The sequence below is a fragment of the Mycobacterium sp. genome, assembly GCF_035506235.1.
In the GTDB taxonomy this organism is placed as follows: domain Bacteria; phylum Actinomycetota; class Actinomycetes; order Mycobacteriales; family Mycobacteriaceae; genus Mycobacterium.
Genome location: NZ_DATJPU010000234.1, coordinates 16,251 through 39,116 on the forward strand (window position 1 = coordinate 16,251; position 22,866 = coordinate 39,116).

At 67.4% G+C, this 22,866-nt stretch carries 14 protein-coding genes, 1 tRNA gene and 1 pseudogene; 12 read left to right on the forward strand and 4 right to left on the reverse strand.

The window, feature by feature from the left end; all coding sequences use genetic code 11:
- Positions 1 to 237: 237 nt before the first annotated feature.
- Together VMD50_RS21310 and VMD50_RS21315 are read left to right on the forward strand one after the other, a co-directional pair.
- Entirely contained in the window at positions 238 to 1,785 is a 1,548-nt protein-coding gene (locus VMD50_RS21310; RefSeq protein WP_325430437.1) for a serine hydrolase domain-containing protein, read from the forward strand.
- 696 nt (positions 1,786 to 2,481) lie between these two features.
- Positions 2,482 to 2,820, forward strand: a complete 339-nt coding sequence (locus VMD50_RS21315) for a tyrosine-type recombinase/integrase (RefSeq protein ID WP_325430439.1) — start codon at positions 2,482 to 2,484, stop codon at positions 2,818 to 2,820.
- Positions 2,821 to 2,865: 45 nt separating this feature from the next.
- On the opposite strand, the gene VMD50_RS21320 is transcribed toward VMD50_RS21315, so the two are convergent.
- Positions 2,866 to 2,939: transfer RNA gene (locus VMD50_RS21320), tRNA-Arg, on the reverse strand.
- A 184-nt stretch (positions 2,940 to 3,123) separates the two neighbouring features.
- Here VMD50_RS21320 and lipQ point away from each other — a divergent pair.
- The 5 genes from lipQ (at position 3,124) to VMD50_RS21345 (ending at position 12,069) form a co-directional block, all read left to right on the forward strand.
- A complete protein-coding gene (lipQ, locus tag VMD50_RS21325; RefSeq protein WP_325430441.1) occupies positions 3,124 to 4,371 on the forward strand; it encodes an esterase LipQ in 1,248 nt (415 codons plus the stop codon).
- A 139-nt stretch (positions 4,372 to 4,510) separates the two neighbouring features.
- Positions 4,511 to 5,980: a WS/DGAT/MGAT family O-acyltransferase gene (locus tag VMD50_RS21330; RefSeq protein WP_325430443.1), complete on the forward strand. Its 1,470-nt coding sequence runs from the start codon at positions 4,511 to 4,513 to the stop codon at positions 5,978 to 5,980.
- The gene (locus VMD50_RS21335) at positions 5,977 to 7,659 is read left to right on the forward strand and encodes an HAD-IB family hydrolase/lysophospholipid acyltransferase family protein (protein WP_325430445.1); all 1,683 of its coding nucleotides are present in this window, start codon (positions 5,977 to 5,979) and stop codon (positions 7,657 to 7,659) included. The genes VMD50_RS21330 and VMD50_RS21335 overlap by 4 nt, the downstream gene beginning before the upstream one ends.
- Positions 7,656 to 10,007, forward strand: a complete 2,352-nt coding sequence (locus VMD50_RS21340; RefSeq protein WP_325430447.1) for a glycerol-3-phosphate 1-O-acyltransferase — start codon at positions 7,656 to 7,658, stop codon at positions 10,005 to 10,007. The genes VMD50_RS21335 and VMD50_RS21340 overlap by 4 nt, the downstream gene beginning before the upstream one ends.
- 28 nt (positions 10,008 to 10,035) lie before the next feature.
- Complete coding sequence (locus VMD50_RS21345; RefSeq protein WP_325430449.1) at positions 10,036 to 12,069, forward strand: bifunctional copper resistance protein CopD/cytochrome c oxidase assembly protein; 2,034 nt, start codon at positions 10,036 to 10,038, stop codon at positions 12,067 to 12,069.
- A gap of 71 nt (positions 12,070 to 12,140) precedes the next feature.
- On the opposite strand, the pseudogene VMD50_RS21350 reads toward VMD50_RS21345, so the two are convergent.
- Positions 12,141 to 12,395 (reverse strand): annotated as a pseudogene (locus tag VMD50_RS21350) (Txe/YoeB family addiction module toxin).
- A 150-nt stretch (positions 12,396 to 12,545) separates the two neighbouring features.
- Here VMD50_RS21350 and VMD50_RS21355 point away from each other — a divergent pair.
- From VMD50_RS21355 to VMD50_RS21375, 5 genes are all read left to right on the forward strand, one after another.
- Positions 12,546 to 13,028: a single-stranded DNA-binding protein gene (locus VMD50_RS21355; RefSeq protein WP_325430450.1), complete on the forward strand. Its 483-nt coding sequence runs from the start codon at positions 12,546 to 12,548 to the stop codon at positions 13,026 to 13,028.
- Between the two features lie 79 nt (positions 13,029 to 13,107).
- On the forward strand, positions 13,108 to 14,784 hold the full coding sequence (ettA, locus tag VMD50_RS21360; protein WP_325430453.1) for an energy-dependent translational throttle protein EttA: 1,677 nt from the start codon (positions 13,108 to 13,110) through the stop codon (positions 14,782 to 14,784).
- Between the two features lie 76 nt (positions 14,785 to 14,860).
- Positions 14,861 to 19,708, forward strand: coding sequence for an NAD-glutamate dehydrogenase (locus VMD50_RS21365; RefSeq protein WP_325430455.1), 4,848 nt, complete (start codon positions 14,861 to 14,863; stop codon positions 19,706 to 19,708).
- On the forward strand, positions 19,705 to 20,121 hold the full coding sequence (locus VMD50_RS21370; protein WP_325430457.1) for an acyl-CoA thioesterase: 417 nt from the start codon (positions 19,705 to 19,707) through the stop codon (positions 20,119 to 20,121). Before VMD50_RS21365 ends, VMD50_RS21370 begins: the two co-directional genes overlap by 4 nt.
- Entirely contained in the window at positions 20,106 to 20,774 is a 669-nt protein-coding gene (locus tag VMD50_RS21375; protein WP_325430459.1) for a DUF8010 domain-containing protein, read from the forward strand. The genes VMD50_RS21370 and VMD50_RS21375 overlap by 16 nt, the downstream gene beginning before the upstream one ends.
- Before the next feature lie 7 nt (positions 20,775 to 20,781).
- Here the strand turns inward: VMD50_RS21375 and VMD50_RS21380 are convergent, their stop codons facing one another.
- Together VMD50_RS21380 and VMD50_RS21385 are read right to left on the reverse strand one after the other, a co-directional pair.
- Positions 20,782 to 22,341, reverse strand: coding sequence for a glycoside hydrolase family 13 protein (locus VMD50_RS21380; RefSeq protein ID WP_325430461.1), 1,560 nt, complete (start codon positions 22,339 to 22,341; stop codon positions 20,782 to 20,784).
- A gap of 20 nt (positions 22,342 to 22,361) precedes the next feature.
- A complete protein-coding gene (locus VMD50_RS21385) occupies positions 22,362 to 22,751 on the reverse strand; it encodes a globin (protein ID WP_325430462.1) in 390 nt (129 codons plus the stop codon).
- Between the last annotated feature and the right edge of the window lie 115 nt (positions 22,752 to 22,866).

The window sequence follows — 22,866 nt, forward strand, 5'->3', positions numbered from 1 at the left end:
CAGGTCAGAGCCCGATAAAACGGTCGTCCTGTGCCCAGAGGCTGCGTGCGCGGCGGCGACCGTCGTAGTCAGTCCGACTGCGCTCTCCCGCTGCACGGTCCAGCAATACGACGGAATATGCAAGATTACCGTAGGAGTCGCCGTTTTCCCGCAGATCATGACCGCGGACTGCAACGGTCACATAGCCTGGGCCGTAGATGTCTCAACCCTGAAGCTGGCGTCAACCCGGAGTGGCTAATGTTCGGTAAGCCATCTGTGCGAAAGGCCATCGCTATCGGAACTGTCCTGCTTACACTCGCTGTGGCTTGCTCGCAGGGAAATTCAGCGCACACAGCGGTAAGCGACAGCGCGCGGGCAACGCCGGCGCCGGCTGAGGATCCCACAAGCGCGCGGGCAACGCCGGCGCCGGATGCGGCCCCGGCACCTGAGTTCGCAACAGTGTCAAAGCTGATGAACGATGCGATTGCGGCACATAGGCTGCCGGGCGCTGTGGTTGTGATCGGCCACGGCGGCAAGATCGTCTTCCACCAGGCTTTTGGCTCCCGCAAGCTGGCCGGCGAACCGGGGCTAGATGGATCGCTTGCACCTGCAGAGCCGATGACCGAGGACACGGTCTTCGACATGGCATCGTTGACGAAGTGCCTCGCGACGGCGACTGCCGTCATGCAGCTTTACGAACAGGGCAAGGTTGCGTTCGACGATCCCGTGCAGACGTATTTGCCTGACTTCAACACGGCGAACGATCCACAGCGGGCAAAGGTGACGGTTCGCATGTTGCTTACGCACACTTCAGGCATAGCGGGAGACACGGGAGACGTAAGCCTCAAAGATCCGTGGGGACTGGACGGAGCCGATAAAACAGAAGGCATTCACCGTGCGCTCACCACGCCGCTGCAGTCGGGTCCCGGTGAGGTTTTCCGCTACGCCGACATCAACTACGTTCTGCTTGGCGCGCTGATCGAGAAAGTCACCGGCGAGGCAGAAGACGCCTACGTTCAGCAAAACGTATTTGCGCCGCTTGGCATGGCAGACACCCACTATCTTCCGCCGGCCAAAGCATGTGGTCCACACACGATGAGAGGAGCCGCGATTGCGTGGGCTCCCGCGCCAGAAGGGCGCGCGCTGGTCGCCTGTCCCGCGGGGAGGACTTGGAGCACCAGTCTTTTGTCGCGCATCGCACCAACAACACATGACGACGAAAGCAAAACCGATCCGAGCAAGAATCCCGATTATGATTACCTGCTTCGGGGCACAGTGCATGACCCGACGGCGCGCCGCATGGGTGGGGTGGCCGGGCATGCCGGTGTGTTCTCGACGGCGCACGATGTCAGCCTCTATGCGCAGGCCCTGCTTGATCGGCTTGCGGACCGCCCGAGCAGCTTTCCGCTGAAGCAAGCGACCCTCGAGTTAATGACGACCCCGCAGCAGCCCGGACATACGGCTGAACAACTCGACGCAGCGAACCGTGCCAGCCGAGAAGCCATCGCCAAGACACCAAACAAAACAGATCCGCTGCTCGCTCCGCGCTATCCGGCGATCAACGGACAAAACCTGCGCGGCTTTGGCTGGGATATCGATACGGCCTATTCCGTGCGAGGCAAGATCTTTCCCATCGGTAGCTTTGGCCACACCGGCTATACCGGAACCACGCTTTGGATCGACCCAGGCTCAGATACCTACGTAATCCTGCTCGCCAACTCAATCCATCCGCGAGACAATCTGCCGCCGATCACGAATCTGCGCGGTGAAGTGGCTACAGCAACAGCTCAGGCCCTGCGTCTTTAGCGGTTGAGGCTCGATCGCGCCGGCAGTGGCATATTTCGGCGCGATGCTTCGACGCCCGCCAGAAACGCTCAATCATCGCCAACGTCGCCGGTTAGCCGCCTGGCCCCGGGCCCGCGCCGCCGGTGAGGCAAGATCCCAGCGGCCGCCATCGCCCGCGAACTCGCGGGCTGGTGCTGGTCACTGGCCGTCATGCCCGACTGACACCAACAATCGTCCAGATGAACAACGCCAAGGGGCGGCAAGCGTCCTGGAGTGACCCGCGATAGGGCTATGAGCAATCACGTTGTCACACAACGGATCACGCTCGACTCTAGACCCGCTGGCCAACTCCGATTCGAAGGTACCGTCCTGCGGTAACCAACCCGCGCATTTCAGACTGACACGCGTCGGCACGACACGCTCGACCCCGACAGCGAAACTCATCTGGTCAACGAAGCGGCGGTCACGGCGACGGTCACGGCCGCCGCTTCACCCTGCCCCCTTGACAAACTGACCTACATATCAGCCCGCTCTCGCTATCGCGACACCGACGGGGTGACGCGGATTGTCCAACGTGTGGGCCCCGCAACTACGACCCTGACGCGGGCACCATCGTGGTGACCGGCAAGCTGGTACGCCAGCGTGGAGGCGCCTGACACGGATCGACGAGACCAAGACCGCCGCTGGCCGCCGCATCGTTCCGTTGCGTTATTCGCCGTGACGGCTCTCACCGACCGCCGCAAACGCCCGTACGTCGGCCAGCAGCAAACGATCTTCGCATCCTGCGGCGGAACGCTTCGTGACCCCGAGAACTTCAACACCGCGTGGCGTGCCGTACGCGACGAGCTCGGGATGCCCAATGTGACGTCGCACAGCTTCCGCAAGACCATGGCGACGCTCATCGATGACGCGGGACTTTCGGCACGCACCGGCGCCGATCATCTCGGGCACGCCAAGGTGTCCATGAGCCAAGACCGCTACGTGTCCCGCGGCCGCGTCCACACCCCGGTCGCTGACCTGCTGGAGCGCACTGTGGCGGACATAAACGATGAATAGACGATGACCCGCATTATCAGCGGGCCCGAAACCGCCTCTGACCAGTGCCCCCGGCACGACTCGAACGTGCGACCTAGGGATTAGAAGGCCCTTGCTCTATCCACCTGAGCTACGGAGGCAATGTGCAGGTCAGTCTATCGAACGCGACACGCCGGAAGGACTCGCCGAGCGCGACGCGCCCGAAAGGTCTTCCCGCGCCGCGCTTATCGGTTATCGTGTGAGCCTCGACACACGTACAACACCGGTTGATAAACAGCCGTTAACCGCAACGAAGCGTGTGCATAACGTCGAGGGGTGCGTCGAATGAGCGTGGCCTTGAACTTGACTTCGCGGTGCTCGTGGGCCGGTGCCCAGGCGCTGCGGCTGGCTGCTGATGCCAGAGACACCTACCGGGCCGGCGCCTTGTTGCTGCGCGGCTCACCGTTCGCGGTCGGCTGGGTCGCCGGCTGGCTGTCCACGGAGTTTCCCCCGCACGTGGTGACCGGCCACGCGTTATCCCGGGTCTCGCGGCCCTCGATTGGCCGCGTCGGCGCCTCGTGGGCCGCGCAGAAAGCCGATGAGGCCCTCACGGCCGCGCTCGAGGAGTGCTTCGGGCCGGACTTTCGCGACCTGGTGCGTCACCCGGCGTGCGCCCAGTCCGAGTGCGCCTCGCCCGGCGGTTTGTTGCGCAGGCCCGGGCCGCACCGCAGGTACGCGGCGCAAACCTCCGACATCCCCTACGGCCCGGGCGGCAGCGCGCACCTGCTCGACATCTGGCGGCGCCACGACCTGGCGCCCGGTCGCCGCGCGCCGGTGCTGATTCAGGTCCCCGGGGGCGCATGGGCCGTCAACGGCAAACGCCATCAGGCCTACACGCTGATGAGCCGTATGGTCGAACTCGGCTGGATCTGCGTCTCGATCAACTACAGCAGGAGCCCGCGCTGCACGTTCCCGACGCACCTCATCGACGTGAAGCGGGCGATCGCGTGGGTCCGCCAGAACATCGCCGACTACGGCGGCGATCCCGACTTCATGGCGATCACGGGCGGGTCGGCGGGCGGACACCTGGCGTCGCTGGCCGCGCTCACCCCGAACGACCCGAGGTTTCAACCAGGCTTCGAGGACGCCGACACCGCAGTCCAGGCCGTCGCGCCCTATTACGGCGTGTACGACTTCACCGACGCCGAGAACATGCACGAGTTGATGCTGCCGTTCCTCGAGCACTTCGTCCTGAAGACCCGCTACCACGAAAACCCGGACCGGTTCAGGGCGGCGTCGCCGATCACCTACGTGCACAACCAGGCTCCGCCGTTTTTCGTGCTGCACGGCGACAAGGACGAACTGGTGCCCAGCGGCCAGGCCCGGGCCTTCTGTGCGGCGCTGCGCGAGGCCGGGGCCGCCACGGTGGGCTACGCCGAACTCGCCAACGCGCACCACGCATTCGACATCACCCCGACGGTGCGATCGCGGCTGGCCGCCGGCGCCGTCGCCGACTTCCTGGGCGTCGTCTATGGGCGGCGCGCTTACCCACTGATGGATTCCATGCCGGTGCCGGCAACCACCGCCAGCTGAGCGGCCATCGAGTTCCGCGCACCGGATCGCGCCTTTCACCCCCGGGGCAACCCGACTAGCGTTGGGTGAACGATTTGGTTGGCAGGTCCGAGGCAGGAGGCTTGGTCGGCGGTGACAACGTTGGCGCGTCGGGTTGGACATGGCTGAGTCGGTCGGGGCCATTCAGTTGCCCGACGAGCTTGGGCCCGTCGACTACCTCATGCATCGGGGTGAAGCGAATCCCCGGACCCGGTCGGGGATCATGGCGCTGGAGCTCCTGGAATCGACGCCGGACTGGGACCGGTTCCGCACCCGATTCGACAACGCCTCCCGGCGGGTGCTGCGGCTGCGGCAAAAGGTGGTCGTGCCGACCCTGCCGACGGCGTCTCCGCGTTGGGTGGTCGATCCCGACTTCAACCTGGACTTCCACGTGCGCCGGGTGCGCGTGTCCGGGGCCGGAACCCTGCGCGAGGTGTTCGACCTCGCCGAGGTAATCCTGCAGTCGCCGCTGGACATATCCCGGCCGCTGTGGACGGCCACGTTGGTGGAGGGCCTGGCCGGCGGCAAGGCGGCGATGCTGCTGCACGTCAGCCATGCGGTCACCGACGGCGTCGGCGGCGTGGAGATGTTCGCCGAGATCTATGACCTCGAGCGCGATCCACCGCCCAGGCCGGCGCCCCCACAACCCATTCCGCAGGACCTGACGCCCAATGACCTGATGCGGCAGGGTTTCAACCGCCTGCCCTTCGCCATCGTCAGCGGCATCGTGGGCGCCGTGGCGGGGGCGGTGTCGGCGGCCGGCAAGGCGGTGCTCGACCCCGTGTCCACGGTCGGGGGGGCGGTCGGTTACGCCATGTCCGGCGTGCGGGTGATGAACCGCGCCGCGGAGCCGTCGCCGCTGCTGCGCCGGCGCAGCCTTGCCACCCGCACCGAAGCGATCGACATCCCGCTCTCCGACCTGCACAAGGCCGCAAAGGCCGGCGGGGGATCCATCAACGACGCCTACCTTGCTGGCCTGTCGGGCGCCCTGCGGCGCTACCACGTGGCCCTCGGCGTGCCCATCAGCACGCTGCCGATGGCGGTGCCGGTAAACCTGCGGGCCGAGGCCGACACGGCCGGCGGCAACCGGTTCACCGGCGTCAACCTGGCCGCGCCGTTGGGCACCGCCGATCCCGTCGCGCGGATGAAGAAGATCCGGGCCCAGATGACCCAGCGGCGCGACGAACCCGCCATGAACATCATCGGGTCCATCGCGCCGGTGCTGAGCGTGTTGCCCACCGCGGTGCTGGAGGGAATCACCGGCTCGGTCATCGGCTCGGACGTGCAGGCCAGCAACGTCCCGGTCTATCCGGGTGACACCTACATCGCCGGCGCAAAAGTGTTGCGGCAGTACGGCATCGGCCCGCTGCCCGGCGTGGCGATGATGGTGGTGCTGATCTCGCGCGGCGGCTGGTGCACGATCACCGTGCGCTACGACAGGGCCGCCGTGCGCAACGAGGCGCTGTTCGCCCAGTGCCTGCTGGAGGGTTTCGACGAGATCCTCGCGCTGGCCGGCGACCCGGCGCCCCGCGCGGTGCCCGCCTCGTTCGCCGAGCCGGCCGTTTCGTCTCGATCGGTGGCGGGCTCATGAGCGCCTCACAAGAGCGCGGCGTGGCCAAGCCGGTGCCGGACATGCGGCTGCCCGGGTCGGTCGCCGAGATCATGGCCAGCCCTCCCGGGCCGAAGATCGGCGCGTTTTTCGACCTGGACGGGACGTTGGTCGCCGGCTTCACCGCCGTCATCCTGACCCAGGAGCGGCTGCTGCGCCGCGACATGGGGGTGGGGGAGCTGCTCAGCATGGTGCAGGCGGGCCTGAGCCACACCCTGGGCCGCATCGAATTCGAGGACCTCATCGGCAAGGCCGCCGCGGCGCTGGCCGGGCGACTGCTGGACGACCTGGAGGAGATCGGCGAGCGGCTGTTCGCCCAACGGATCGAGTCGCGGATCTATCCCGAAATGCGCGAGCTGGTGCGGGCCCACGTGGCCCGGGGCCACACCGTGGTCTTGAGCTCGTCGGCGCTGACCATCCAGGTCAACCCGGTGGCGCGCTTCCTCGGGATCTCCAACATGCTCACCAACAAGTTCGAGACCAACGAGGACGGGATGCTCACCGGCGGCGTGCAAAAGCCGATCCTGTGGGGGCCGGGCAAAGCCGCTGCGGTGCAACGGTTTGCGGCCGAGAACGGCATCGACCTCAAGGACAGCTATTTCTACGCCGATGGCGACGAGGACGTCGCCCTGATGTACCTGGTCGGCAACCCGAGGCCGACCAACCCCGAGGGGAAGATGGCGGCCGTGGCCAAGCGCCGCGGCTGGCCGATCCTGCGGTTCGACAGCCGGGGCCGCCTCGGCCTGCGGCGCCAGATACGGACGCTCGCCGGCTTAGGCTCGATGTTCCCGGTCGCCGCCGGCGCGGTGGGAATCGGCATGTTGACCCGCAGCCGGCGGCGGGGTGTCAACTTCTTCACGTCGACCTTCTCCCAGTTGTCGCTGGCGATCGCCGGGGTGCAGCTCAATGTCATCGGCGAGGAGAACCTGACCGCGCAACGTCCGGCGGTCTTTATCTTCAACCACCGCAACCAGGTTGACCCGGTCATCACCGGCGCGCTGGTACGCGACAACTGGACGGCGGTGGGCAAGAAGGAACTCGCCAAAGATCCGATCATGGGCACGATCGGCAAGGCGATGGACGCCGCATTCATCGACCGCGACAACCCGGTCGCCGCGGTGGAGTCGCTGCACCAGATGGAAGAGCTGGCCAGAAAAGGCCTGTCGATCGTGATCGCGCCGGAAGGCACCCGCGTGGATACCACCGAGGTGGGGCCGTTCAAGAAGGGGGCTTTCCGCATCGCGATGGCGGTGGGGATCCCGATCGTGCCGATCGTCATCCGCAACGCCGAGATCGTCGCCGCCCGAAACTCCACCGTGATCAACCCCGGTACGGTCGACGTCGCGGTGTTCCCGCCGATTTCGGTGCAGGACTGGACGATTGAGACCCTGCCCGAGCACATCGCCGAGGTGCGTCAGCTGTATCTGGACACGCTGGCCAACTGGCCCGTTGACGAATTGCCCGAGGTCGGTCTGTACGCGAAGAAGAAGGCGGCGAAGAAAGCCCCGGCAAAAGCGAAAGCCCCCGCCAAGAAAGCACCGGCCAAGAAGGCACCCGTCAAGAGGGCCGCACCCGGACCGAAGCCGGCGAAGGCGAACCCGAACGCGTCCAAGGTCGCGCTGAACGACGGTGAGGCGCAACGGCCCCGAGGGCGGCCGTGACCAAACCGGCCGCGGATATCAGCGCAGCGCTTGCCCTCCAAGACTCGCTGATATTGGCGTCGATGACCTCCCCGGTCGAGCGGGAGCTGGTCATGGCCTGGGTGGGCCGGCAACGCGCCGGTGCCCCGGATGCCGCGTTCGAGGTGTTGGCGTTGCCGCCACCCGATGCGGCGGCGGCGGCGCTGTCCGAGCTTGCCGAGCGGCTCGAGTCCGAATCCAATGACGACCGGTCGGTCGTGCCGGTGCGGGTGTTCTGGCTGCCGCCGGCCAATCGCGGCAGGCTCGCCCAGTTGGCCGGGCTGCTTCCCGGTCAGGATCCCTACCACCCCAACCAACGTCAGCAACGACACATCGTGCGCAACGACCCGCAACGCGCGCGGGTGGTGGCCGGCGAGCCAGCCAAGGTCTCCGAACTCCGCCAGCAGTGGCGCGACACCACCGTCGGTGAGGACAAGCACGACTTCGCGCACTTCGTCACCCGCCGCGCCATCCTGGCGCTGGAACGCGCCGAATACCGAATCCTCGGACCGCAATACAAGTCCCCGCGGCTCGTCAAACCGGAGATCTTGGCGTCCACGCGGTTTCGCGCGGGCCTGAAGAGGATCCCGGGCGCCACCGTCGAGGAAGCCGCGAAGATGCTCGACGAACTCGCCACCGGCTGGAGCCGGGTGTCCGTCGACCTCGTCGGCGTCCTCGGCAGGGCGCTCAGCCGGGGGTTCGATCCGGACATCGACTACGACGAGTACCAAATCGCGGCCATGCGCACCGCACTGGAAACCCATCCGGCGGTGCTGCTGTTCTCGCACCGCTCCTACATCGACGGCGCCGTGGTGCCGGTGGCGATGCAGGAGAACCGGCTCCCGCCGGTGCACGTGTTCGCCGGCATCAACCTGTCGTTCGGGGTGATGGGCCCGCTGCTGCGCCGCTCCGGCGTCATCTTCATCCGCCGCAACATCGGCAGCGATCCCCTCTACAAGTACGTGCTGCGCGAGTACGTCGGCTACATCGTGGAGAAACGGTTCAACCTGAGCTGGTCCATCGAGGGCACCCGCTCCCGCACCGGAAAGATGTTGCCGCCCAAGCTGGGTCTGCTGTCCTATGTGGTCGACGCCTACCTGGACGGCCGCAGCGAAGACATCCTGCTGCAGCCGGTGTCGATCGGATTCGACCAGCTGCACGAGACCGCCGAATACGCCGCCTACGCCCGCGGCGGCGAGAAGACGCCGGAGGGCGTCGGGTGGCTCTACAACTTCATCAGGGCCCAAGGCGAACGCAACTACGGCAAGATCTACGTCCGCTTCCCCGAGGCGGTCTCGATGCGGCAGTACCTCGGACCGCCGCATGGTCCGCTCGCGCAGGATCGGGACGCCAAAAGGCTTGCGCTGCAAAAGATGTCCTTCGAGGTGGCGTGGCGGATTCTGCAGGCGACGCCGGTGACGGCGACGGGTCTGGTGTGCGCGCTGCTGCTGACCACCCGCGGTGCGGCGTTGACACTCGGCCAGCTGCACCACACCCTGCAGGACTCGCTGGACTATCTCGAGCGCAAGCACAACCCGATGTCGACGAGCGCTTTGCGACTGCGCACCCGCGACGGGGTGCTGGCCGCGGTCGACGCGTTGTCCAACGGGCACCCGATCACCCGGGTCGACGGCGGCCGGGAGCCGGTGTGGCTGATCGGGCCCAACGAGCAACACGCCGCGGCGTTCTATCGCAACTCGGTGATCCACGCCTTCCTGGAGACCTCGATCGTCGAACTCGCGCTCGCCCACGCCAGGCGGGTCGAGGGCGATCGGGTCGAGGCGTTCTGGGTCCAGGCGATGCGGCTGCGTGACCTGCTGAAGTTCGATTTTTACTTCGCCGACTCGGCGACGTTCAGAGAACACATTGCCGAAGAGATGGCGTGGCACGACAACTGGGAGGCCCATGTCACGGCCGGCGGCGACGAGATCGAGGCGATGCTGTTCGCCAAGCGTCCCTTGATGTCCGACGCCATGTTGCGGGTGTTCTTCGAGGCGTACGAGATTGTCGCCGACGTGTTGCGCGATGCGCCGGCCGATGTCGGTCAGAAGGAGCTGACGGCGTTGGCGCTGGGCGTCGGCCGGCAGTACGTGGCCCAGACCCGGGTCCGCAGCAGCGAGTCGGTGTCGACGCTGCTGTTCGCCACCGCTTACCAGGTCGTGGTCGACCAGGATCTGGTCGCGGCCGCCGACGATCTCGCCGACCGCCGGATCGCGTTCCGGCGGGAATTGCGCGACATCTTGCATGACTTTGACTACGTCGGGCGGATCGCGCGGAATCAGTTCGTCGCCCGCGAGGCCAAAACGCGTCTGGACAGCCAGGCTCCGTAGCCCGGGCGGGCGCCAATACCCTGACTGTATGACGGTCGACCGGTCCGCAGCCACACCCCGCGCGCTGGTGTGGCCGCTGCTGATCGGCGTCGCCGTGCTGGCCGGCTGCACGGCCGCGGGAATCGGGGCGCTGTCGCTGGCGGACGCGCTGTCGGCCACCGGGTTGCCCGATCCGGGTCCGGCAACCACGCTGGGGCTGCCCTTCGTCCGGGCGGCGGGGGAGATCGCCGCCGTCCTGGCCGTCGGGTCGTTTCTGTTCGCGGCGTTCCTGGTGCCGCCGCAAAGCAGCGGCGTCCTGGACACCGGCGGGTACCGCGCCCTCCGCGTGGGGACGGTGGCGTCGGGTGCGTGGGCGGTGTGTGCCGCGCTGCTGGTCCCGCTGACCATCTCCGACGTGTCGGGGCACCGGCTGGCTGACCTCGACCCGGGCACGATCTGGTCGTTGGCCGGTTTGATCAACACCGCCTCCGCCTGGCGCTGGACCGCGATCCTGGCCGCGGTGGTCACGCTGGCGAGCCTGTGGGTGCTGCGCTGGTCCTGGACGCCGGTGCTGCTCGCCGCGTCGTTGGCGACGCTGATTCCGCTCGGGCTCACCGGTCACTCGTCGGCCGGCGGCTCGCACGACCTGGCCACCAACAGCCTGCTGATCCACCTCGTCGCCGCCAGCCTGTGGGCGGGCGGTCTGCTCGCCCTGCTCGCCCACGCGCTGCGCGGCGGTGACCATATCGGGCTGGCCACGCGGCGTTTCTCGAAGGTTGCGCTGTGGTGCTGGATCGCGATGGCGCTCAGCGGATTGGTGAACGCGCTGGTGCGTGTGCTGCCGTCGGATCTGCTGACCACCGGTTACGGGCGGCTGGTGGTCGCCAAGTTCGTCGCGCTGTGCGCGCTGGGAGCCCTCGGGTGGCGCCAGCGGCGCTCCACGGTTGCCGCGTTGCAGGCGGACGCGAGCCGGCCCCACGCGCGCAGGGCGCTGATCAGGCTGGCGCTGATCGAGGCCGCGGTGTTCGGCCTCACGTTCGGCATCGCCGTCGGGCTGGGCCGCACGGCACCGCCACCGCCTCCCGCCCGGCTGCCCACGATTCCGGAAGCCGAGATCGGCTACGACTTCGACGGGCCGCCCACGCCGGCGCGCATCCTGTTCGACTGGCGCTTCGACCTGATCTTCGGCACCGCCGCGATCGTCTTCGCCGCGCTGTATGTGGCGGGGGTGGTGCGGCTGCGCCGCCGCGGCGATCGCTGGCCGCCGGGGCGGACCGTGGCCTGGCTGCTGGGCTGCCTGGCGTTGCTGTTCGTCACGTCGTCGGGAGTCGGCCGCTACATGCCGGCGATGTTCAGTATGCACATGGTCGCCCACATGGGGCTCTCGATGCTGGTGCCGATCCTGCTGGTGCTGGGCGCCCCGGTCAGCCTGGCGCTGCGGGCGCTGCCCGCCGCCGGCCGCGACGATCCGCCGGGGATGCGGGAATGGCTGCTGGCCGCGCTGCACAGCCGGTATTCACGATTCGTCACCAACCCGATCGTCGCCACCGTGCTCTTCATCGCCGGGTTCTACGGGCTGTACCTCTCGAACCTCTTCGACACCGCGGTCAGCAGCCACGCCGGACACCTGGCGATGAACGTGCACTTCCTGATCAGCGGCTACGTGTTCTATTGGATCGTCATCGGGGTGGACCCCACCCCGCGGCCGATCCCGCCGCTGGCCAAGGTCGGCGTCGTGTTCGCGTCCCTGCCGCTGCACGCGTTCTTCGGGGTGGTGCTGATGGGCACCCGAAAGGTGCTCGGCGCCGACTACTACCGCTCGCTCGGATTGCCCTGGCACACCGACCTGATCGGCGATCAGCACCTGGGCGGCGGAATCGCCTGGGCCGCAGGCGAAGTGCCGCTGGTGGTCGTGATGATCGCGCTGCTCGTGCAGTGGGCGCGCAGCGACAAGCGCACCGCCCGGCGGCTGGACCGGGCGGCCGAACTCGACGACGACGCCGAGCTGACCGCCTACAACGCGATGCTGGCCGAACTGGCGCGAAGGGAAACGCCGGGCCGTAGCGGTAGCCCGCGAGCGTAACCTGACTGCGATTTCCGGCCCGGTGGATTCAAGCGGTGTGGTTACGCTCGTGCGCCGGCGCGAGCAACCCCCTAGGCGTAGTGGTATCGCTCTCGAGGATCTGGAGGTCATCGCCGACGATGCGGTAGACGAGCCGGTGCTCCTCGGTGATGCGTCGAGACCAAGCGCCGACCAGCCCGTATCTCAATGGTTCCGGCTTACCGATGCCCTCGTGCGGAGACCGGCGAGCGTCTTTGATGAGCTTGTTGATCCGCTGAGCACCGCACGGTCGGCGTCTGCCAGTGCAGGTAGTCCTCCCGCGCGATCGCACCGACCAGCGGACTGATCCACAGTCACGGTTTTCTCCACAGGTGCAGCAGGTGGGACGTCGTTTCAATGCCGAACCCGTCTGTGGTGCCGGGCTGAATGGCGATCGGATAGGGCGGTGATGCGGTCACCGCGCCAAGGAAGAAATGAAACCGAGAAGGGATCAGCCCATGTTCGAGACACCGCTTACGGTCGTCGGCCACATCGTCAACAACCCCGAACGCCGACAGGTCGGCACCCAGGAGGTCATCAAGTTTCGCGTCGCCAGCAATTCCCGGCGGCGCACGGCCGACGGCGGCTGGGAGCCGGGCAGCTCGCTGTTCATCAACGTCAATTGCTGGGGCAAGTTGGTCACCGGCGTGGGCGCCGCGTTGGGCAAGGGTGCACCGGTGATCGTGGTGGGCCACGTCTACACCAGCGAGTACGAAGACCGCGACGGCAACCGCCGCTCGTCGCTGGAGATGCGTGCGACCTCCGTCGGGCCCGATGTGTCCCGCGCGATCGTGCGCATCGAGAGGCCCGGCTACACCGGTCCGACGAGCGGCGAGGCCGCCACACCCCCGACGGATGCGGCCGACGCCGCTGGTGAGGACGCCGACGCCGATGGCAGCGTCGAGTCCGCCAACACCGGGCTGCTGCCGCTGTCGGCTTAGCTGCGGGATCCGGCCCCCCGCGCGTTGCCTAGGATGGTCGCGAGAACTCTCTCAAAGACCAGAAAGGCAAAACCGCGGCATGGCTGAGTTCATCTACACGATGAAGAAGGTCCGCAAGGCGCACGGCGACAAGGTGATCCTGGACGACGTCACGTTGAGCTTCTTCCCGGGCGCCAAGATCGGTGTCGTCGGCCCCAACGGCGCCGGCAAGTCGAGCGTCTTGCGGATCATGGCCGGCCTGGACAAGCCCAACAATGGCGAAGCCTTCCTGGCCACCGACGCCACCGTCGGCATCCTGCAGCAGGAGCCGCCGCTGAACGAGGAAAAGACAGTGCGCGGCAACGTCGAAGAGGGCCTGGGCGACATCAAGGTCAAACTCGACCGCTTCAACGAGGTCGCCGAATTGATGGCCACCGACTACTCCGACGAGCTGATGGAGGAGATGGGCCGGCTGCAAGAGGAGCTGGACCACGCCGACGCATGGGACCTGGATTCCCAGCTCGAACAGGCGATGGACGCGCTGCGCTGCCCACCGCCCGACGAGCCGGTCACCAATCTGTCCGGCGGTGAGCGCCGCCGCGTGGCGCTGTGCAAGCTGCTGCTGTCCAAACCGGACCTGCTACTGCTCGACGAGCCGACCAACCACCTGGACGCCGAAAGCGTGCAGTGGCTCGAACAGCACCTGGCCGCCTATCCGGGCGCCATCCTGGCGGTCACCCACGACCGGTACTTCCTGGACAACGTCGCCGAGTGGATCCTCGAGCTCGACCGTGGTCGCGCCTACCCCTACGAGGGCAACTACTCGACCTACCTGGAGAAAAAGGCCGAGCGGCTGTCGGTGCAGGGCCGCAAGGACGCCAAGCTGCAGAAGCGGCTGACCGAGGAGCTGGCCTGGGTCCGGTCCGGCGCCAAGGCGCGTCAGGCCAAGAGCAAGGCCCGCCTGCAGCGCTACGAAGAGATGGCCGCCGAGGCGGAGAAGACGCGCAAGCTCGATTTCGAAGAGATCCAGATCCCGGTCGGGCCGCGGCTGGGCAACGTCGTCGTCGAGGTGGAACACCTCGACAAGGGCTACGACGGGCGCACCCTCATCAAGGACCTGTCGTTCACCCTGCCGCGCAACGGCATCGTCGGGGTCATCGGCCCCAACGGGGTCGGGAAGACCACTCTGTTCAAGACCATCGTCGGGCTCGAGCAACCGGACAGCGGCACGGTCAAGGTCGGGGAGACCGTCAAGCTGAGCTACGTGGACCAGACCCGCGCGGGGATCGACCCCAAGAAAACCGTGTGGGAAGTGGTCTCCGACGGGCTGGACTACATCGAGGTCGGCCAGACCGAGATCCCGTCGCGGGCCTACGTGTCGGCGTTCGGTTTCAAGGGCCCGGACCAGCAGAAGCCGGCCGGTGTGCTGTCCGGCGGCGAGCGCAACCGGCTGAACCTGGCCCTGACGCTCAAGGAGGGCGGCAACCTCATCCTGCTGGACGAGCCGACCAACGACCTGGACATCGAGACGTTGAGCTCGCTGGAGAACGCGCTGGAGAAGTTTCCCGGCTGCGCGGTGGTGATTTCGCACGACCGCTGGTTCCTCGACCGCACCTGCACGCACATCCTGGCGTGGGAGGGCGACGAGGACAACGAGGCCAAGTGGTTCTGGTTCGAGGGCAACTTCGGGGCGTACGAGGAAAACAAGGTGGAACGACTCGGCGTCGAAGCCGCCAGGCCGCACAGAGTGACTCACCGCAAGCTGACGCGCGACTAGTGTCAGGGCTGCCCCGCCGAGCAGCGGGGCGATCGGGCGCAGAGCCCCGCGACGATGCGAGTTGGGAGCAATCGGCATGGCCATCGATCCCGGTGCCAAGCAGGATTTCAAGCCGTGGACCACGTTCAGCAAGAGCGACGACATTCCCGACTGGATCGCGAATGCCTACATCGAGAGCTATCGCGGTCCGCGCGGTGACGAACCGGGCGCCGCCGAATCCGATCGCGTCGACCCCGCGGAGCTGGTGACCCCCGCGATGCTGCGCGCGCACTACCGGCTCGGCGAGTGCCGCCCGGAACGCGGAAGCTGTGTGTGCGTGCACCCGGAAGGCGATTCCGAGGGATTCGGGCCCGCCCTGCAGGTCGTCACCGCCCACGGCAGCATGCTGCTGGACTCCGTCACGGTGTTGCTGCACCGGCTCGGCGTCGGCTACGGGGGCATCATGACCCCGGTGTTCGACGTCCATCGCAGCCCGACCGGCGACCTGGTCAGCGTCGAACCGAAAGCGCCCGGCACGTCGCAATTCGACGGTGAGGCCTGGATATACGTCCCGCTGTCGCCGGCCGTCGACAGCAAGGCCCTCGCCGAGGTCGAGCGGCTGCTGCCCAAGGTCCTGACGGACGTCGAGCAGGTCGCCACCGACGCGACGGCGATGATCACCGCCCTGGGCGATCTCGAAGCGGCCGTCGAGACCAACGCCGACAACCGCTTTTCGGCGCCGGACCGCGAGGACGTCGCGGAGCTGCTGCGCTGGCTGGGCAACGGAAACTTCCTGCTGCTGGGCTACCAACGCTGCCGGGTGCACGACAGCCAGGTTTCCCCCGACGGATCACCGGGCCTCGGCGTGCTGCGCACGCGCACCGGCTCGCGGCCCCGGCTGACCGACGAGGACCATCTGCTGGTCTTGGCCCAGTCCGTCGTCGGCAGCTACCTGCGCTACGGCGCCTACCCGTACGCGATCGCGGTTCGCGAATACGGCGACGGGGGCAATGTGATCGAGCACCGCTTCGTCGGGCTCTTCACGGTCGCCGCCATGAACGCGGACGTGCTGGAAATCCCGATGATTTCGCGCCGGGTCCGCGAAGCGCTCATGATGGCCGACAGCGATCCCATCCACCCGGGCCAGCTGTTGCTCGATGTCATCCAGACCGTCCCGCGCTCGGAGCTGTTCACGCTCAGCGCCGAACGGCTGCTGGCGATGGCGAAGGCGGTGGTGGACCTGGGATCCCAACGGCGCGCGCTGCTGTTCCTGCGCGCCGACCGGCTCCAATACTTCGTCTCGTGCCTGGTCTATGTGCCCCGGGACCGCTACACCACCCCGGTGCGGTTGCAGATCGAGGACATCCTGGTCCGCGAGTTCGGCGGGACGCGACTGGAATTCACCGCCCGGGTCAGCGAATCACCATGGGCGCTGATGCATTTCATGGTCCGGCTGCCCGAATCCGCCGCGCCGGTCGACGTTTCGGAAGACAACCGCATCCGCATCCAGGGGTTGTTGAGCGAGGCCGCGCGGACCTGGGGGGACCGGCTGATCGCCGCCACCGCGGCCGGCGCACCCGCGCACGCCGACGCCGAGCATTACGCCAGTGCCTTCTCCGAGGTCTACAAACAGGCCGTCACGCCCGATGACGCCATCGAGCACATCGCGATCATCAATGAGCTGTCCGACGATTCGGTCAAGCTGGTGTTCTCCGACCGTGGCGAGGACGGCGCCGCCCAGCTGACCTGGTTCCTCGGCGGGCACACCGCGTCGCTGAGCCAGTTGCTGCCGATGCTGCAAAGCATGGGCGTCGTCGTGCTCGAGGAGCGACCGTTCACCGTCACCCGGCCGGACGGGCTGCCGGTGTGGATCTACCAGTTCAAGATCCAACCGCATCCGACGATCCCGTTCGCGACGTCGGCGGCCGAGCGGGATTCCACCGCAGAGCGATTCGCCGATGCCGTCACCGCGATCTGGCAGGGCCGCGTCGAGATCGACCGGTTCAACGAGCTGGTGATGCGCGCGAGGCTGACCTGGCAGCAGGTGGTGCTTATGCGTGCCTACGCGAAATACCTTCGCCAGGCGGGCTTTCCGTACAGTCAGTCCTACATCGAGTCGGTGCTCAACGACCACCCCTCCACGGTGCGGTCGCTGGTCACGCTGTTCGAGGCCCTCTTCGACCCCAGGGCATCTTTTTCCGCGGGGTCGCCGACCAGCCGCGACGCGCAGGCGGCCGCCGCCGCGGTCGCCGCGGACATCGATGCGCTGGTGAGCCTGGACACCGACCGCATCCTGCGCGCGTTCGCGTCGCTGGTTCAGGCCACCCTGCGCACCAATTACTTTGTGACGCGCGAGGGTTCGGCCCGGGCCCGGAATGTGTTGGCGCTCAAGCTGGATGCGCAGCTGATCGACGAGCTTCCGCTGCCGCGGCCCAAGTACGAGATCTTCGTTTACTCGCCCCGCGTCGAGGGCGTGCACCTGCGGTTCGGCCCGGTGGCGCGCGGGGGCCTGCGGTGGTCGGACCGCCGCGACGATTTCCGCACCGAGATCCTGGGTCTGGTCAAGGCGCAAGCGGTGAAGAACGCGGTCATCGTGCCGGTCGGGGCCAAGGGCGGGTTCGTGGTCAAGCGGCCGCCGCTGCCCTCCGGCGAGGCCGCCGTCGACCGCGACGCCAGCCGCTCCGAGGGTGTCGCCTGCTATCAGCTGTTCATCTCCGGGCTGCTCGACGTCACCGACAACGTCGACCACCGAACGAAAAAGGTCAGCCCGCCGCCCGAGGTGATACGGCGCGACGGTGACGACGCCTACCTGGTGGTGGCCGCGGACAAGGGCACCGCCACGTTCTCCGACATCGCCAACGATGTCGCCAAGTCCTACGGGTTCTGGCTGGGCGACGCGTTCGCGTCGGGCGGATCGGTGGGCTACGACCATAAGGCCATGGGCATCACCGCCAAGGGCGCGTGGGAGGCCGTCAAACGGCACTTCCGGGAGATGGGCGTCGACACCCAGACCGAGGACTTCACCGTCGTCGGCATCGGCGACATGAGCGGCGACGTCTTCGGCAACGGCATGCTGCTCAGCGAGCACATCAGGCTCGTCGCCGCCTTCGACCATCGGCACATCTTCCTCGACCCGGACCCGGATGCCGCGTCCTCGTGGCGGGAGCGCAAGCGGATGTTCGCGCTGCCGCGGTCCAGCTGGGACGACTACGACAAGTCGTTGATCAGCCAGGGCGGCGGGGTGTACAGCCGCGAGCACAAGGCGATTCCGGTCAGCCCGCAGGTCCGCGACGCCCTCGGCATCCAGGGTGCGGAAGAGGGGGCCACCGAAATGTCCCCGCCCGACCTGATCAAAGCGATCCTGCAGGCGCCGGTAGACCTACTCTTCAACGGCGGCATCGGCACCTACATCAAGGCCGAATCCGAATCCGATGCCGACGTCGGCGATCGCGCGAACGACCCGGTGCGGGTGAACGCAAACCAGGTGCGCGCCAAGGTGATCGGCGAGGGCGGCAACCTCGGCGTGACGGCCCTGGGCCGCGTCGAGTTCGACCTGTCCGGCGGCCGCATCAACACAGACGCGATGGACAACTCCGCCGGCGTGGACTGTTCCGACCACGAGGTCAACATCAAGATCCTGATCGACTCGCTGGTCACCGCCGGCAAGGTCAAGGCCGAGGAGCGCAAGGAGCTGCTGGAGTCGATGACCGACGAGGTCGCCCGGCTGGTACTGCAAGACAACGAGGACCAGAACGACCTGATCGGCACCAGCCGCGCCAACGCGGCCAGCCTGCTGCCGGTGCACGCGATGCAAATCAAGTACCTCGAAGATCGCGGCCTCAACCGGGAATTGGAGGCGCTGCCGACGGAGAAGGAGATTCACCGGCGCACCGACGTCGGCATCGGGCTCACCTCCCCGGAGCTGTGCACCCTGATGGCCCACGTCAAGCTGGCGCTCAAAGAGGACATGCTGACTACCGAGCTGCCGGAGCAGGACGTGTTCGCGTCCCGGCTGCCGCTGTACTTCCCGAGGCCGCTGCGCGGACGGTTCACCCCGGAGATCCGGACCCACCAGCTGCGCCGGGAGATCGTCACCACCATGTTGATCAACGATCTGGTCGACGCGGCGGGCATCAGCTACGCGTTCCGGATCACCGAAGACGTCGGCGTCGGACCGATCGACGCGGTGCGCACCTACGTCGCCACCGACGCCATCTTCGGTGTGAGCCAGATCTGGCGGCAGATCCGCGCGGCGGACATCCCCGTCGCGCTGTCGGACCGGCTGACGCTGGACACCCGGCGGCTGATCGACCGCGCCGGGCGCTGGCTGCTCAACTACCGCCCGCAACCGCTGGCCGTGGGCGCCGAGATCAACCGGTTCGCCGCGAAGGTCAGGGAGCTCACGCCGCGGATGTCGCAGTGGCTGCGCGGCGACGACAAGGCCATCGTCGAGAAGGAAGCGGCGGAATTCGCGTCGCAGGGCACACCGGACGACTTGGCGTACATGGTCGCCGCGGGCCTGTACCGCTTCAGCCTGCTGGACATCATCGACGTCGGCGACATCACCGAAATCGACACCGCCGAAGTCGCCGACACCTATTTCGCCCTGATGGACCGGCTGGGCACCGACGGCCTGCTGACCGCGGTCTCCGAGCTGCCCCGGCACGACCGCTGGCAATCGTTGGCGCGCTTGGCGATTCGCGACGACATCTACGCCTCGCTGCGGTCGCTGACCTTCGACGTGCTCGCGGTCGGCGAGCCCGACGAGAGCGGCGAAGAAAAAATCGGTGAGTGGGAACAGATGAGCGCGTCCCGGGTGGAGCGGGCGCGCCGCACGCTCAGCGAAATCCAGGAAAGCGGGGCGAAGGATCTCGCGACGCTCTCGGTGGCCGCCAGGCAGATCCGCCGCATGACCCGCACCAGCGGACGCGGGTCGTCGAGTTGAGCGTCGGTTTCGTCGCGCCGGTGCCGGTGCGCTGGTCGGACATCGACATGTACCAGCACATCAACCACGCCACCATGGTCACCATCCTCGAGGAGGCGCGCGTGCTGTTCCTCCAGGAGCCGTTCGCGGCCGACATCACCACCATCGGGCTGCTGATCGCCGATGTGCGGGTCACCTACAAGAACCAGCTGCGGCTGACCGATTCGCCTCTGCAGGTGACCACCTGGACCAAGCGGGTGCGAACGGTGGACTTCACGCTCGGCTACGACGTGCGATCCGTCAACGCCGATCCCGCTTCGAAGCCCGCTGTCATCGCCGAGACGCAGCTGGCCGCCGTCCATATCGAGGAGCAGCGGCTGGTGCGACTATCGCCACACCATCGGGAGTACTTGCAACGATGGCTGAGGGAGTAAGGGCCGAGCGCGGCCTGTGGTTGCGTGACGCCGCGCACCGCGGGGACCTGGCCACGTTCGTCGATCACGCGATGCGCCTCGACGACGCCGCGGTCATCCGGCTGCGGGCCCGATCGTCCGGACAGCTGACCGCTTGGGTGGCAACGGGTTTCGACGTGCTGGCCAGCCGGGTGGTCGTCGGCACGGTACGGCCCGACGATCTGTCGGTGGCCGCGGACGCGCTGGCGCGCGGACTCTCGGCGATGGACGCATCGGGTTACGTCGATCCGGGCTTCGCGATGGACTCGGCGTGGCGGGGCGCGCTGCCCCCCGAATCCGGGTTCGCCCACCTCGAGGACCTGCCCGCCCGGGTGATGCTGGACCTGGCGCAGCGTGGTGCCCGGCTCGCCAAGGAACACAGCGGTTCTCACGGCCCGCCGGTCTCGCTGCTCGACCAGGAGGTCATTCGGGTCAGCTCGGCCGACGTCAGCGTCGGGCTTCCCATGCGCTGCGTATTCGCTTTGATCGCAATGGGTTTCCTGCCGGCCTCACCCGACGCGATCGGGGCCGACGAGATGGTGCGCGTCCGGATACTGCCGTCGTGGCTGCGGGTCGACGCCAAGTTCGGCTCGGTGTACCGGCGCCGCGCCCGCGCGGCGCTCGTGCTGCGCTGACCCGGCCTCAGACCAGCCAGGCCGCCGCGTCGGGCGGCAATTTGCCTTTGACCAACGGCGCGCTGGCCAAGATGAGTTGCCCCGGCGGCAACACCATGGGGCGGCGGCCGGCGTTCAGGGCGCACACCAGGCCCCCGCGGCGCCGAAAAATAAGCGTGTCGCGCGTCGCGGCCTGCCAATCGAGGCCCCCGTCGAATTCGGCTCGCTGCCTGCGCATTTCGAGTGCCCGCCGGAAGAACGACAGCGTCGAGTCGGGGTCGTCGCGTTGTTTTTCGACCGTCAGGGCCGACCAGTCCGCGGGCATCGGCAGCCAGGTGTCGGGTCTCGTGGAGAACCCGAACGGCGGCGCGTCACCCGACCAGGGAATCGGGACTCGGCACTTGTCGCGGCCGCGTTCGGTGTGTCCGGAGCGTTCCCACGTCGGGTCCTGCAGCGCCTCGTCGGGCAGCTCCACGTCGGGCAGGCCCAGTTCCTCACCGTTGTAGATGAACACCGCGCCCGGCAGGGCGAGCATCACCATCGCCATCGCCCGCGCCCGGCGCAGCCCGACCTCGCCGCCGCCATACCGGGTGACCTCCCGGCCCACGTCGTGGTTGGACAGCGTCCAGGTCGGCGTCGCGTTTTCGATGGCCGTGGCCGCCAGCGAGTTGTCGATCGCGTCGTGAACTTCGGTTGCGTCGAAGTCGATCTTCGTCAGCCGGAAGTTGAAGCCGAGATGCAGTTCGTCGGGCCGCAGATACTCGGCCCAGCGAGCGTTGTCCATGACCCACACCTCGCCGATGGTCACCGCCCCGGGATAGTCGTCGACGATCGCGCGGATGCCGCGGTGGATCTCATGCACGCTCGGGTGGTTGAAGCGCGGGTCGTCATCGCTATGGCTCAACACCTTGATGTCATCCTTCGCGTCAGGCAGTTCGGACGGCTTGGCCATCCCGTGTGCCACGTCGATGCGGAAGCCGTCCACGCCGCGTTCCAGCCAGAAGCGCAGGGTCTTCTCGAAGTCGTCGAAGACCTCCGGATATTCCCAGTTCAGATCGGGTTGCTCGGCATCGAACAGGTGCAGATACCACTGGCCGGGATTGCCGTCGGGTTCGACCACCCGCGTCCAGGCCGGCCCGCCGAACACCGACGTCCAGTTGTTCGGCGGCAGCTCGCCGAGCGGACCGCGGCCTTCGCGAAAGTAGTAGCGCTCCCTCGCGTCGGTGCCCGGGCCGGCGGCCAACGCCGCCTGAAACCAGGGGTGCTGCGAGCTGGTGTGATTGGGCACCACGTCCATGGTGACCTTGATGCCCCGCTGATGCGCCCCAGCGATCAGTCGCTCGATGGCGGCCATGCCGCCGAACACCGGGTCGACGTCACGCGGGTCGGCCACGTCGTAGCCGTGGTCGGCCATCGGCGAGACGGTGACGGGGTTGAGCCAGATCGCGTCGACACCAAGGTATTCCAGGTGTTCCAGCCGGGAGGTCAGCCCGTCCAGGTCGCCGATCCCGTCGCCGTCGCTGTCGGCGAACGACCGCGGATAGACCTGGTAGAAGACCGCGCTTGACCACCACGGCTCGTGGCTCATACTGCTCCGTTCGGTAGGCGTCAGAACGATGAATTGACCAAGGAGTGCGCGGCCATTTCGAGGTATTCAAGGAGCTCGCGACGGTGCTCGTCGTCGAGGGTCCGCGAGTCGATGGAGGCCACCGCGGTGTGCATGCACCGTAGCCAGGCGTCGCGTTCGATGGGCGTGATCCGGAACGGGGCATGACGCATCCGCAGCCGCGGATGCCCGCGCCGCTCGGAGTAGGTGCGCGGGCCGCCCCAGTACTGCTCGAGGAACATCCGCAGTCGCTCCTCGGCGCCCGCGAGGTCGTCCGCGGGATAGAGCTGACTCAGAATCTCGTCCTCGGGGACCTGCTCGTAAAACCGCGACACGATCGCATTGAAGGTCTCGGCACCGCCGACAGCGTCGTAAAAGCTCACCTGATCCATCGCCTCCATTGTGGTGCATCGCCATGGTGGCAACTTCGGACCGCCCCGGGTGTTCACCGGATTGACACGGCGCGCACCAGCAATGAGGGTGCGTTTGGCGGCGAATCATGGTGGA

What these genes read in the sequence shown, in the direction of transcription:
- VMD50_RS21330 (WP_325430443.1), top strand. Translation starts at nt 4,511, where the DNA reads ATGGCTGAGTCGGTCGGGGCCATTCAGTTGCCCGACGAGCTTGGGCCC.
- VMD50_RS21365 (WP_325430455.1), top strand. Translation starts at nt 14,861, where the DNA reads ATGGCCATCGATCCCGGTGCCAAGCAGGATTTCAAGCCGTGGACCACG.
- VMD50_RS21335 (WP_325430445.1), top strand. Translation starts at nt 5,977, where the DNA reads ATGAGCGCCTCACAAGAGCGCGGCGTGGCCAAGCCGGTGCCGGACATG.
- VMD50_RS21310 (WP_325430437.1), top strand. Translation starts at nt 238, where the DNA reads ATGTTCGGTAAGCCATCTGTGCGAAAGGCCATCGCTATCGGAACTGTC.
- VMD50_RS21375 (WP_325430459.1), top strand. Translation starts at nt 20,106, where the DNA reads ATGGCTGAGGGAGTAAGGGCCGAGCGCGGCCTGTGGTTGCGTGACGCC.
- VMD50_RS21385 (WP_325430462.1), bottom strand. Translation starts at nt 22,751, where the DNA reads ATGGATCAGGTGAGCTTTTACGACGCTGTCGGCGGTGCCGAGACCTTC.
- ettA (WP_325430453.1), top strand. Translation starts at nt 13,108, where the DNA reads ATGGCTGAGTTCATCTACACGATGAAGAAGGTCCGCAAGGCGCACGGC.
- VMD50_RS21355 (WP_325430450.1), top strand. Translation starts at nt 12,546, where the DNA reads ATGTTCGAGACACCGCTTACGGTCGTCGGCCACATCGTCAACAACCCC.
- lipQ (WP_325430441.1), top strand. Translation starts at nt 3,124, where the DNA reads ATGAGCGTGGCCTTGAACTTGACTTCGCGGTGCTCGTGGGCCGGTGCC.
- VMD50_RS21380 (WP_325430461.1), bottom strand. Translation starts at nt 22,341, where the DNA reads ATGAGCCACGAGCCGTGGTGGTCAAGCGCGGTCTTCTACCAGGTCTAT.
- VMD50_RS21345 (WP_325430449.1), top strand. Translation starts at nt 10,036, where the DNA reads ATGACGGTCGACCGGTCCGCAGCCACACCCCGCGCGCTGGTGTGGCCG.